At 60.3% G+C, this 12,365-nt stretch carries 12 protein-coding genes and 1 pseudogene; 7 read left to right on the top strand and 6 right to left on the bottom strand.

Annotated features, from left to right (window positions below):
• Positions 1–67: 67 nt before the first annotated feature.
• Genes RQH14_RS19045 through RQH14_RS19030 form a run of 4 tightly spaced genes read right to left on the bottom strand, consistent with a single transcriptional unit; the run spans position 68 to position 3,256 of the window.
• Positions 68–856: a 2-hydroxypenta-2,4-dienoate hydratase gene (locus RQH14_RS19045; RefSeq protein WP_311214697.1), complete on the bottom strand. Its 789-nt coding sequence runs from the start codon at positions 854–856 to the stop codon at positions 68–70.
• Positions 846–1,295 carry an ester cyclase gene (locus RQH14_RS19040; protein WP_311214696.1) on the bottom strand — a complete coding sequence of 150 codons (450 nt, stop codon included), beginning with the start codon at positions 1,293–1,295 and terminating at the stop codon, positions 846–848. The genes RQH14_RS19045 and RQH14_RS19040 overlap by 11 nt, the downstream gene beginning before the upstream one ends.
• Positions 1,296–1,297: 2 nt before the next feature.
• On the bottom strand, positions 1,298–1,861 hold the full coding sequence (locus RQH14_RS19035; RefSeq protein WP_311214695.1) for a flavin reductase family protein: 564 nt from the start codon (positions 1,859–1,861) through the stop codon (positions 1,298–1,300).
• A gap of 9 nt (positions 1,862–1,870) precedes the next feature.
• On the bottom strand, positions 1,871–3,256 hold the full coding sequence (locus RQH14_RS19030; RefSeq protein ID WP_311214694.1) for an LLM class flavin-dependent oxidoreductase: 1,386 nt from the start codon (positions 3,254–3,256) through the stop codon (positions 1,871–1,873).
• 659 nt (positions 3,257–3,915) lie between these two features.
• On the opposite strand from RQH14_RS19030, the gene RQH14_RS19025 reads away from it, so the two are divergent.
• The 7 genes from RQH14_RS19025 to RQH14_RS18995 all read left to right on the top strand — a co-directional run bounded on the left by RQH14_RS19025 (position 3,916) and on the right by RQH14_RS18995 (position 11,741).
• Complete coding sequence (locus RQH14_RS19025; protein ID WP_311214693.1) at positions 3,916–4,971, top strand: betaine/proline/choline family ABC transporter ATP-binding protein; 1,056 nt, start codon at positions 3,916–3,918, stop codon at positions 4,969–4,971.
• Positions 4,961–5,857 (top strand): ABC transporter permease subunit, encoded by an 897-nt coding sequence (locus tag RQH14_RS19020; protein ID WP_311214692.1) that lies wholly within the window; start codon positions 4,961–4,963, stop codon positions 5,855–5,857. The genes RQH14_RS19025 and RQH14_RS19020 overlap by 11 nt, the downstream gene beginning before the upstream one ends.
• Positions 5,858–5,894: 37 nt before the next feature.
• Positions 5,895–6,782: a glycine betaine ABC transporter substrate-binding protein gene (locus RQH14_RS19015; RefSeq protein ID WP_311214691.1), complete on the top strand. Its 888-nt coding sequence runs from the start codon at positions 5,895–5,897 to the stop codon at positions 6,780–6,782.
• 89 nt (positions 6,783–6,871) lie between these two features.
• A complete protein-coding gene (locus tag RQH14_RS19010) occupies positions 6,872–8,200 on the top strand; it encodes an NAD(P)/FAD-dependent oxidoreductase (RefSeq protein WP_311214690.1) in 1,329 nt (442 codons plus the stop codon).
• Entirely contained in the window at positions 8,191–9,036 is an 846-nt protein-coding gene (locus RQH14_RS19005; protein WP_311214689.1) for a fumarylacetoacetate hydrolase family protein, read from the top strand. The genes RQH14_RS19010 and RQH14_RS19005 overlap by 10 nt, the downstream gene beginning before the upstream one ends.
• A gap of 207 nt (positions 9,037–9,243) precedes the next feature.
• Positions 9,244–10,146, top strand: coding sequence for a 4-hydroxy-tetrahydrodipicolinate synthase (gene dapA, locus RQH14_RS19000; RefSeq protein WP_311214688.1), 903 nt, complete (start codon positions 9,244–9,246; stop codon positions 10,144–10,146).
• Positions 10,147–10,229: 83 nt separating this feature from the next.
• Positions 10,230–11,741: an aldehyde dehydrogenase family protein gene (locus RQH14_RS18995; RefSeq protein ID WP_311214687.1), complete on the top strand. Its 1,512-nt coding sequence runs from the start codon at positions 10,230–10,232 to the stop codon at positions 11,739–11,741.
• 214 nt (positions 11,742–11,955) lie between these two features.
• On the opposite strand, the gene RQH14_RS18990 is transcribed toward RQH14_RS18995, so the two are convergent.
• Both RQH14_RS18990 and RQH14_RS18985 read right to left on the bottom strand, forming a co-directional pair.
• Positions 11,956–12,090, bottom strand: a complete 135-nt coding sequence (locus RQH14_RS18990; RefSeq protein ID WP_311214686.1) for a hypothetical protein — start codon at positions 12,088–12,090, stop codon at positions 11,956–11,958.
• Positions 12,091–12,117: 27 nt separating this feature from the next.
• Positions 12,118–12,365: pseudogene (locus RQH14_RS18985) on the bottom strand (DUF4192 domain-containing protein); the annotation flags it as partial.

Genomic DNA, 12,365 nt, shown 5'->3' with positions numbered 1-12,365 from the left:
TGGCTGGGGTGATTCCTGGGTGCTGCTCACGTCCGTTAAGGCCTTTCGAGTAGTTGTCTACTCAACCCTAACTGGCCGCAGCGTAATCGAAGCCAACCTCGCCCCAGCCTTCAAACCGGCCAGTAATGCGTGTGCCCGGAACCATCTTTGCGGCTGCGAGGCAACTGCCCGGGAGGATCAGTTGGCCGGCCTTCAGGGTGATGTCGTATTCCGCGATACGGTGGCAAAGCCAGACGAGCGCCGAGAGCGGGCTGCCGTAGATGGCGTTGGTATTACCTTCCGCTACAACGTCGCCATCGAAGGTGATCGCTCCGGGGGTGTCGGAAAGGTTGACCTCACTGAGCTTGCGTGGCTGTCCGCCGAGGATGACGCCTGCGCTGGATCCGCTGTCCGCGAGGGTATCGAAAAGGCCGATGTTCCATCCGCGAACCCGGGAGTCGATGATTTCCAGTGCTGGAACAACGTAGTCCGTAGCAGAGATGATGTCTGCGACCGTTACATGGCGTCCCCCCACGTCGCGCTTGAAGACGAACGCAGGTTCCAGTTCCACGTACGGTTCGATGAATTCATCTTCCGAACGTGGAATGTTTTCAGGGTAGAACTGACTTGCCAGCAGGTATCCGTAATCCGGTTCATCCACACCGAACTTTGCCTGCATTGCCTTGGCGATATTTCCAAGCTTGAAGCCCACAACCCGGTCGCCGGCTTCCACCTGGCGCCGGATGACCTCCTGCTGCACGCGGAAAGCGTCCGCAACTGTCGGCCCGTCTTCGGCATGAACCAGAACATCCACGGGCGAACGGCTGGCCTTGGCATCCAGGATGCGTTGGGCGGTTTCAACGATATTAATCGGCAAGGTTCCCAGCCTTCCGGCGCTGGGAGCGCTGGTCGCCGAGATGCCAGATGCTCATGGAGGACAACATTTCACGGGGATCCCAAACCACGTCTTCAGAAGTGATCAGTCCATCCCGATGGCTGATAAAAGAGGCTCCGCGGACCGTGACAGCCCTGCCCGTGGGCGGAACTCCCATGAACTCCCCGGTGTGCTTTCCTACTGTTTCCCAATGAATAGCCACCAGGTTGTCGTCCTCAATGGCCCGCAACACCGTGACATGGAAGTCGCTGAAGGCCAGGTGGGATTCTTCGATCTGACGGACCACGTGTGCCAGATCCTCAGAGCCGGTCTTGGACTGGCGCGTGTAATCTGAGGAGACCAGACGTTCAAAGGCTTCCGTTTCGCCCTCGCCCCAAGCCTTGGTCCAAGCCTGGGTAACGCGTTCGAGCATGCTGGTCATGGTCACTGGTCCTTTCCGGTGGATGCGGCAGCCGGGACAGCCGTAACGGGGGCCGGGGCTGGCCATTGATTGAAATCTCCGAACTTGCCGCCCTTGAAGAGCAGCGCATCGCCGCTCCCGGGAACCAGCTCTTCGATGGAGCCCACAATCATGTAGTGGTCACCGGCAACAACCTCGGACAGGACTTCGCAGTCGATCCAAGCCGTGGCGCCGGCAATACGGGGAGTTCCAAGCGGGCTACGCTCGTAGTCCACACCATTGAACTTTTCGTCACCTTTGCGCGAGAGCGCCCTGCAGACGGGGAGCTGCTCGGTGGAAAGGATATTTGCAGTGAACTTACCCAAGGATCGAAGGGTAGGCCAGGTGCTGGAGGACTTGTCCACGCAAAAGGTGACCAAGGGCGGTTCGAGGGACAAGGACTGGAAAGTGCCGACAACGAAACCTCGCGGGGTGCCGTCCTCAGTCAGACCCGTGATGGCTGTAACGCCGGTAGGCAGGGCGCCGAAGACCTGACGCTGGGTTGCCGGATCAATGAAGGAATTTTCGGCTGTAACAATGATGGACATGATGGGTTCCTACTGTGCCTGGATGGTGCGTGTACGGTGATAGGCGGCGCCCGGATGATCCGAGGCGAGCCTGGATTCCCCGGCGCCGAAAAGGCTTTCCCGGAGCGTAGTGCCGTCATAACCGGTACGCATGACGCCGCGGGCCTGAAGCTCGGGTGCTACGTATTTCGCGAAGTCCTCGATATCCCGGAACTTCACGGCGTGCGAGATGTTGAACCCGTCCGCCCCGGTTTCCTCTATCCACGAGATCAATTCGTCGGCCACCGTTTCGGGGGAGCCTACGATGACCGGGGATGTCCCCCCGATGCCGTTGTACTCGGCGATATCGCGGGGAGTCCAACGCTTCTCCGGGTCGATCTTGGTAAAGAAGTTCACCATGGTCTGGCCGGCGTTGGTCTTGACGTCTTCGAATGGTTGGTCCGGGTCGAACTGGGACATGTCGAGCCCGGTCCACCCGCTGTAGCGAGCCATCGCGCCGTCGTAATCCACATAGGACAAGTAGTCCTGGTACTTGGCCTGTGCCTCTTCATCGGTGGGGGCACTGATGACCGTGATCATCTGCAGGACAGCGATGTGGGACGGGTCGCGGCCGAACTCGACAGCTTTGGCGCGGAGCGCGTCGATCTGCTTCTTCAAACCGGGTTTGGTGGCTGCATTCATGAAGACGGCTTCGGCGGTCTTGGCGGCCAGTTCGACGCCGCGGGGTGAGCCGCCGGCCTGGAAAATCACCGGGGTGCGCTGCGGGGAAGGTTCGCAGATGAAAATCCCGGGCACGGTGAAGTGCTTGCCTTCATGGCCTATCTCGTGGACCCGCTCCGGGTCAACGTAGGTGCCGTTCTCCTTGTCGATGACAACGGCATCGTCATCCCAAGAGCCCTCCCAGAGCTTAAGGGCAACGTCCAGGAACTCGTCGGCGATTTCATAGCGGTCATCGTGGGCCGTCTGGGTACCCGTGCCAAGGTTGCGGGCCGCGCTGTCGGAGTAGGAGGTGACAACGTTCCAACCAATACGTCCCTGGGTGACGTGGTCAAGGGTGGAGAACTTTCGCGCCAGGTTGTAGGGGTGGTCGTACGCCGTTGACGAGGTGACACCGAATCCCAGGTGCTTGGTTGCCGCGGCCAGCGCGGGAACCAGATAGCCGGGGTCGTTGGCGGGAATCTGCGCGCCGTCGCGCAAGGCGCCGTCAACGCTGCCTTGGTACTTGTCGTGGTAGCCGTTGTTGTCTGCGAAGAACATCCCGTCGAATCCGGAGCGCTCGAGCAGTTGTGCGTACTCAATCCACCGGTGGACGTTGGTGTACTCCGAACCTCCGTCGCTGGGGTGACGCCAGAGTCCCGCCGAAAGATGGGCCGGACCGTTGAAGTCGAAGGCAAACACCTTTATTTGCTTTGTCATGCCATTCCTTGCTTCGAGGTTCACCATCGAGAGTATGACCACTAGGTGAACAGACCATTTATCTGTTGAACACAAAGTTAGAGTGGTCCGGGACACATCGTCAAGTCCTTCGCCGCAAATCCAAGCGTCGGGAACCATCGCTCGAAATGACGGGCAGTGAAGATTCCCGGTGAAACCAGCGGGTCCAGTCAGCCCCTAGCCTCGGGCTTCCCCTGAGGTCGACGTCCATCCGGAGCGTCCTGAAAGAAGCCGCAGTCGAGTAATCGGCCCTGGCCCTACAAGTCCGGCAGTACAGGGAGTCGCGGCGTGGTGGAACGTTGTCGCGGAAGCGGTCGAGGCCGATATTCGTGAGTTACTCATTCGGTTTATGTCGACCTGACACGCAAAAGCATTGACGCCGTGACGAGTGTCACCTTATGCTTTTGGTCATACACCAATCAAACCGTTCACTCAGTGAACACATATTGAGTTGGACCTCAAACCCCAGGCGTACTCAACTCCCGGAGCTTCACCCTTCGCATCGCAGACAATAGGCCCCTGCCACCCCTTCCTCCGGCGTCACCGTCACTGCCGGACCCGGCAAGCTCCTACTCACCATCGAGGAACTCATGACAGCTCAGCATGTCGCTCTACCAGCCTCCCTTGACACCGAGGAACCAATGGAACGTGGAACACCCTTGATCAGCGTGAAGAACCTGAAGAAGGTTTTTCATACCGGGAAAGGCCGTCGTAAGCTGCGGTTCTTTTCGAGCCAGCCGGCGTCCGCCGGGTTTGTCGCCGTCGACGACGTCTCTTTCGACGTCCAGAAGGGCGAAATCTTCGTGATCATGGGCCTCTCCGGTTCGGGCAAGTCCACTATCATCCGCATGGTCAATAGGCTCATCGACGCCAGCGACGGTGTCATCACCGTTGACGGCAAAGACGTCCGCTCGTTGGAGCCCAACGGCCTTCGCGACTACCGGAACAGGACCATCAACATGGTCTTCCAGCACTTTGGGCTGTTCCCGCACAAATCCCTGGTGGACAACGTGGCCTTCGGGTTGAAGGTCCGGGGGGTAGACAAAGAAGCCCGTGAAGCAAAAGCCGCCGAGGCCTTGGCCGTAGTAGGCCTGGGTGACCGCATCCATGCGATGCCGGATCAACTCAGTGGTGGCATGAAGCAACGTGTCGGCCTGGCACGGGCACTGGCCACCGACGCCGAAATCCTGCTGATGGACGAGCCCTTCAGCGCCTTGGACCCTTTGATCCGCAAGGATATGCAGGAACTGCTCATCAAACTTCAACGGGAGCTCAAAAAGACGATCATCTTCGTTACGCATGACCTCAACGAAGCCATGTACCTGGGAGACCAGATCATGGTCATGAAACAGGGCAAGAGCATCCAGTGCGGGACCGCTTTGGAACTTCTTGAAGCCCCGGCTGACCCCTACATCGAGGCCTTCGTCGCCGAAGTGGACCGCAGCAGGGTCCTCACCGCAGGCATGCTCGCCCAGCGCTCAACAACTCAGAGGCTCCCAGTCCCCGCCCCGTCCTCGGACAGCCCCCGTTCCCATCGTGTCCCGGAAGGGACCTTCCTTCACGATCTCCTTCCTGTTCTCGCAACCGAGCCGGTGGAAGTTATCGACAATGCAGGTGCCGTCATCGGCCAACTCACCGCCGCAGACGTATTCTCGGCCCTTTCACCCAGCAAGGGGAGCAGTAACAATGCAGCTTAATGTCGGAACTTGGTTTGCCGCCTTCATCGACTGGGCCCTCGCCAATTTTGGCTGGTTCTTTGACGGAGTCTCCTGGATCATCAACTTGTTGGTGGGCAACGTGGAGGCCATCCTCGTCGGATTGCACCCCTTCGTCGTCATAGCCATTCTCGCGGCTGCCGCGGCCATCCTCACCCGGAGCGTGGGCCTCACGATCTACTCAGTCCTGGCCTTCCTGCTGATCGTCTCCATGGGACTCTGGGTCGAAAGCATGTCCACGCTCGCAGTCGTGCTGGTTTCGGTGGCTTTCTCCTTGGTTATCGGTGTGCCACTGGGTATCTGGGCGGCACTCAACACAACAGTGAGCGCGGTGGTCCGGCCTGTACTTGACCTCATGCAGGCCATGCCGGTGTTTGTGTACCTGATCCCGGCCGTCTTCTTCTTCGGTGTCGGCATGGTGCCGGGCATCGCGGCCACCATCATCTTTGCCATCCCGCCGGCAGTCCGCTTGACGGAACTAGGCATCCGGAAGCTCGATGTTGAACTGCTCGAAGCGGCAACAGCATTCGGGGCAAGGAAGGGACTGATCCTCAAAGACGTCCAGCTTCCCTTGGCATTCCCCTCCATCATGGCCGGCGTCAACCAGGTCATCATGCTCGCATTGTCCATGGTGGTCGTCGCTGGACTCGTCGGTGCCGGCGGCCTCGGTGGCGTCGTCGTCGAAGGTGTTGCCCAATTGGACACCGCCCGAGGCTTCGAAGGCGGCCTCGCCGTCGTCATCGTTGCCATCTATCTGGACCGCGTAACCAGCGGTGCAACGTCCTTCGGCGACGTCCTGCGGAGCCGAAAAGTCAAAAAGGAACAGCTCGCCGCAGCCAAGGTGCCCGCTCCTGCGGCCGCCGTCTAGACAACCATTTCACTGCAAGTCAAGGGAGATTTACATCGTGTTCAAGAAAATTGGGGCCTTCGCGGCCGTCGCACTCCTCGCCGCCGGCGTCAGCGCCTGTTCCGGTGTCAGTACCGCTTCATCGGGTGGCGGCACTGACAGCAAGACCATCACCATGGCATTGCCCGCAGGCTACGACGACTCCGTCTCTGTTACCGGGCTCTGGGCGGAACTGCTATCGACCCGTGGCTACAAACTCGAGACCAAGAGCGTGGACCTTGCGGCCGGCTTTTCCGGCATTGCCCGCGGCGACCTGGATGGTTACCTCAACGCCTGGCTGCCAACCACGCACGGGACCATGTTGGAGAAGTACAAGGACCAAGTCACCATCTTGGAGAAGCCCTTCTTCGACAACGACCGCCTGGTGCTGGTCGCACCTAAGTTCGTACCGGAAAACACCATCGCGGATGTCGTAGCCAATGCGGCGAAGTACGACTCCAGGATTGTGGGCATCGAGGCCGGGTCCGGCGAAATGAAGATCCTCCCTGACGTCCTGAAGAAGTACGATGCCACGGACAAGCTCAATGTCGTCGCCGGCAGCACACCTGCAACCCTCGCGGCACTCAAGGACGCAATCGCCAAGAACAAACCGGTTGTTGCCACCCTTTGGACCCCGCACTGGGCATTCTCCTCCATGGACATCAAAGTGCTGGAAGACAACCTCGAAGGATGGCCCAAGCCGGACGGCTCCCACGTGGTGCTGGCCAAGGACTTCACGTCCGAACACCCCGATGTGGCCAAGTGGCTGTCCAACTTCAAACTCACCGAACAGCAGTTCGCCGATCTGATGCTTGCTGTCAGCGAAGCTTCCAGCCCTACCGAGGGCGCAAAGAAGTGGCTCGAAAATCCCGACAACAAGAAGGCCGCCGACAGCTGGTTCAACTAGCACACGGGCCGTACTGCAGGTAGGGCAGTGAAAGGTCCGCAGGGTTCTGCGGACCTTTCACTCCGATGGAAGATTCAAGGGAGACTCCTATGACCGAACAGACAGATGTCGTCGTTATCGGTGCCGGCCTCGCCGGCCTGGTAACTGCCAGGGAACTAACCAACCGCGGCCACAAAGTAGTGGTGCTGGAGGCCCGCGACCGTCTCGGCGGTCGCCTCTGGACAGAGCATCGCCTCGGCCGGAACCTGGAACTTGGCGGCAACTGGCTGCACTGGACCCAGCCCCATGTGTGGGCTGAAGTGACGCGTTACGGACTGGAAGTCTCCCGCGGCCCCCGCTCGGAAGAAACGTACTGGCTGGCCGGAAACGAGGTCCGCCGCGGCAACCTGGATGACTTCATGAAACTGATCGATCCCGGTATGACCCGCCTTCTCGAGGACACCGTGAAGTGGCTGCCCCGTCCGGACGCTCCGCTCACCGTTGAGAACCTCGCCGAGGCCGATCAGTACAACCTTCAGGAAATGCTGGACAAGCTGGACCTGTCCGAGGACGAGCGCAATGCCAACGAGGCAGCCTGGGTGGGTCATTTCAACGCTCCGTTGGATCAGTGTGCCTACGTCAATGCCCTGCGCTGGACTGCCGGATCGTCGGGGCACTGGCACCTAATGCATGAAGCTTCGGCCATCTACCGGCTCAGGGACGGCAATGACGGTTTGATCAACGCCATTGCCGAAGACACGACGGCCGACATCCGCTTGGATTCGCCCGTCACCTCTGTAGATCATCACCACGACGGCGGCACGGTCACTTACGGCGACGGGAAGCGACTCGAAGCCAAGAAGGTCGTGATCACCCTCCCAGTCAATGTGCTGCATAAACTCAACGTCAATCCCGCACTGACTGAGGGCAAGCTCGCACCCAGTCGGGAGCAGACCGCTTCCCAAGGTGTAAAGGCCTGGATCCGTGTCAAAGGGCCCATCAAGCCCTTCTTTGCCTACTCTTCCCAGGACAAACCCCTCTCCGTCATCCGCACTGAATTCCTGGGGGAGGAGGACGCCGTCCTGGTCGGATTCGGCGCGGATGGCAACAGAATCGACGTCACGGACATCCACCAAGTGCAGGAGGCCATCCGGGTCTGGCGTGACGACCTTGAAGTCCTTGAAGTCACCGGCCACAAGTGGGGAGAGGACCCCTACGCCGAGGAAACCTGGCTGGTTCAACGCCCCGGACAACTCACCAAGTATCACGCGGCCCAGCAAGCAAGCGAAGGTGCACTTCACTTCGCCAGCGGAGACATCGCCAACATCTGGGCCGGATTCTTTGACGGAGCGGTGGAGAGCGGACTTCGAGTGGGCCGCCAAGTCCATGCGGAACTTGAACTTGGCTCACCTGGATCGAGGGCCCTCCCGTGCGCCTAGCCAATATTTCAGGACGCCCCGCCCTCGTCACCCCGGAAGGCTACGTCGTCGATGTGTCAGCAGGGAGCGGTGGGCGGATCAGCGCGGACATCCAGCAATGCTACGAGCAATGGGACCAACTCCTTGCCTTGGCTCCTGTACTTACAGCACAGGCCGGCATCCCCTGGGACGATATTCCGCCTGAACACATCGGCAGCCCGGCGCCCAGCCCCCGGCAGATCTTCGCTATAGGCCTGAATTACGCCGCGCACGCCGCCGAGGCGGGCCTGGCCACACCGGAAGACCTCACAGTCTTCACCAAGTTCGTCACTGCCATCACCGGACCTTATATGTCAGTGACACTCCCGCCGGGAACAGTTGATTGGGAAATAGAGCTCGTCGTTGTCATCAGCAAAGGCGGAAGGGACATACCCGCGGACGAAGCCTGGAACCACATCGCCGGAATCACCGGCGGGCAAGACCTCTCCGAACGAACCCTCCAAACCTCCGGGCCGGCACCCCAATACAGTTTGGCGAAATCGTTTCCGGGCTTCGCCCCCATGGGACCAGTCCTGGTGACGGCCGACGAATTCAACGACCCCAACTCCATAGAACTCAGCTGCACCGTCAACGGCGAACAACTCCAGCGTGGAAACACCAACGACATGGTCTTCTCTGTGCCGGAAATCGTTGCCCGGCTCTCCGCGGTGACGCGGCTGCTGCCGGGTGACGTGATCTTCACCGGCACCCCACCCGGAGTAGGTGTTGGCCGGACACCGCCGCGATTCCTCAAACCGGGCGACGAACTCATCAGCCACGTTCAGGGCGCCGGCCATATGCGCCATGTCATGAATTAGCGGCAGTTCCTTGCCCCCAGTTCAAGGGCTCCTCTTGATGCCGTTGTTTCGCCTATATTTCCCGGCGGTTTAACCTTCGTCCCGGGAGGGGAGGCCGTCATAAAAGCACTTGCTTTGTGATCAACTAGATGCCAATAATGAACGATATGTTCATTGAATGAATACCAAATGACCATTACCCCTCTTCCAGCAGACAGGATCCACCCCATGACTTCACAGCTCAAGGGCGTACTCACGGCGCTTGCCACTCCGTTTACTCCAGAAGGCACCATCGACGTCGGCGCACTACGCCTCCTGGTGGACCGCTCCATTGATGGTGGCGTCGACGGAGTGGTGGCCTGTGGTTCGACCGGTGAATTTGCAGCCCTCCGAGCAGAGGAGCGCCGGCTCGTCATCGAAACGGTGACAGAGCACACGGCCGGACGGGTTCCGGTGGTAGCCCAGACGGGAGCTGTCAGCACCGCCGAGGCAATCAGCAACTCACTTCACGCACAGGAGTGCGGGGTGGATGTCCTCATGCTCATCACCCCCTACTACGAACCCATCTCACTGGAAGAAACCACCAACTACCTTCGGACAGTTGCGCAGTCCGTGGAACTTCCCGTGATGCTCTACAACCTGCCGTCGGCGACCGGAGTCAATCTCGATCCGAACACCGTTGGGCGACTCGCCCGCGAAGTAGAGAACATCAGCTACATCAAGGACTCCAGCGGCGATATGGGCCAGGCCACGCAACTGATCCACCATCACAGCGACTACATCTCGACCATTGTCGGCTGGGACGCTTTGATCCTCTCCGCCCTGACGGAAGGTGCGCCGGCAGTCATGGCAGGAACTGCGAACATCCTTCCCCGCGAGATCGTCGCTGTTCAGCGGGCCGTGGCCGCCGGCGACTTCACCACCGCCCGTTCGGAATGGAACCGGATCTACCCGTTGATCGACGCGATTCTGACGTCTCCCTTTGTTCCTGCTGTCAAGGCGGCTCTGAGCATTCTTGGCCAACCCATCGGCACACCCCGCCGCCCCAGCGCAGATCTCGATGCCGCATCGGTGAGCCGCATCCAAGGACTCGTGAACGAACTGCGGCTCTCGCCCGCAGCAGCCGGATAAGCACGACGCCGGCCTAGGCGCGGTCGCCAAGTCCGCCCTTTAACCGCACCCCATGACGACCAACAAGCAAAGGAACATCTGTCATGACAACTGAACTCACCACAAGCACGGGAGCCGTGCGACGTAGCCCGGAAGCCGCGCCGCTCCTCGACGAATCTTCGCTCGCACCCACCCGGCACTTCATCGCCGGTGAATTCCGCGACGGGCTTGGTAACGAGTCGCAGGCCATCGTCGACCCCTGCAGCGAGGAAACCATTTGCGAGGTCAGCCAAGGCACGGCAGCAGACGTGGACGCTGCCGTGGCTGCCGCCCTCGACGCGAAGCAAGCTTGGGGGCGCACGCTGCCCAAGAAGAGGTCAGAGATCCTGCTGGCCATCGCCGATCGCCTCGCCGAGAATGCAGATATGCTTGCGCGCCTTGAAGCGTGGAACACCGGCAAACCGCTGATGGTCGCCGAAGATGACATCGCTGGATCGATCGATTCCTTCCGCTTTATGGCCGGTGCCACACGAGCCACCACTTCCCTTGCCGCAGGCGAGTACGCCGAAGACCACCTGTCCGTGATTGTTCGCGAACCTCTTGGAGTTGTTGGAGTCGTCACGCCGTGGAACTACCCATTGCTCATGGCTGCCTGGAAAATTGCTCCCATCCTTGCGGCTGGCAATACCATCGTCCTTAAGCCTTCCGAGCAGACGCCCTTGACGACGCTCAAATTCGCCGAATTGACGGCCGACCTCCTGCCCGCCGGCGTCTTCAACGTGGTGACGGGCCTCGGACCCGTGGTCGGTGGCCGGCTCTCGGAGCACCCGAACGTTGACATGATTGCTCTGACGGGGTCGGTGAACAGCGGGCGTGCCGTTGCCCGGAATGCAGCTGAGACCATCAAACGCGTCCACCTTGAACTGGGCGGCAAGGCTCCCGTGGTGATCTTCGAGGACGCCGACCTGGCTGCCGCTGCTGAATCCCTGCGCGCCGCGGGGTACTGGAACTCCGGGCAAGAATGCGGTGCGGGCTGCCGAGTCCTCGTCCACGAATCGGTAGCCGAACGCTTCACGGAACTTTTGGTTGAACAGGTGGCAACGTTAGTGGTCGGCGAACCCACGGCCGGCGCCGACGTAGAGATAGGTCCTCTGATTTCCAAAGCGCACTATGACCGCGTCCTGGGACATCTGGAACGTGCCCAATCTGAAGGGGCCACAGCTGCCCTCGGTGGCGGGGCGCTGGAGGGAGCCGGCTACTTCGTGGCACCGACCGTCCTCACCAACGTCTCCGAAGGCGCCCCCTGTACGTTGGAAGAAATTTTCGGCCCCGTAGTCACCGTAGAGACCTTCGCCAACGAGGATGAGGCCATCACCCGGGCCAATGCGGTTCCCTATGGACTGGCTGCTTCGGCGTGGACACTGAATCCCCAACGCGGGCACGATGTCGCTTCCAAGCTGGACGCGGGCACAGTCTGGGTCAACTCCCACCTGGTGCTGGCCAACGAAATGCCGTGGTCCGGCTTCAAGAGCTCCGGCTATGGACGCGATCTCTCCGCCTACGCCCTGGACGACTACTCACGCACCAAGCACGTCATGCACAACAAGGCCCGATAGAGTCCCGCTACGCAGTAAACCTGAAGGTCCTCTGAAAAGACCGGAGACACTCGGCGGAAGCACCACAGCCGAGTGTCTCCGGGCCCCGGCACCTTCGCCGGGTCCGCCGGCAGGCATGCCACCTGAATTGCCTGTTGCATGGGCTCTATGAGCGGCCCAAGTGAACTCCAAAAAAGGAGGTTCCGTAAGCCTGGCCTTACTCGGAAAAAGTGGCTTATGGCATGTCGAGCCGGGTTTTGTAGGCGGTGTTTGTGTTGGTGGTCCAGCCAGCGATGATGCCGGCGCCAAGCATTTGGTCGGTAAGTCTGGCGAAGCGGTAGCCGGGGTCGGTGTCGAGGGCGAGTTGCATGAATTGGTGTGCTTTGGATCCTCGGCCTCACCACCAGTTGATGTAGCCGATGGTGGTGAGGATAGGGGCTGCGTGTTGCGGGCTAGTTCTGGTGTAGGCATGGATGAGGAGTTGTTGAGCCCACTCGACCCGTGACCATTTGGGCGCGCCCTCGGTTTGGGCGAAGAGGATGTGTTGGGCCGGTTCGTCGATGCCGGGGATGTCGGCCATGAGCCGGTCCCGGATGTGCGGGAACTGGAAGTTCGCGATGAGAGTAGCGCAGTCCTCTTCACTCG

The sequence above is a fragment of the Arthrobacter sp. WCS2018Hpa-7 genome (assembly GCF_031843805.1).
Taxonomy (GTDB): Bacteria; Actinomycetota; Actinomycetes; order Actinomycetales; family Micrococcaceae; genus Arthrobacter.
Note: the sequence above shows the minus strand (reverse complement) of the source record. Positions and strands in the feature narration are given on the sequence as shown.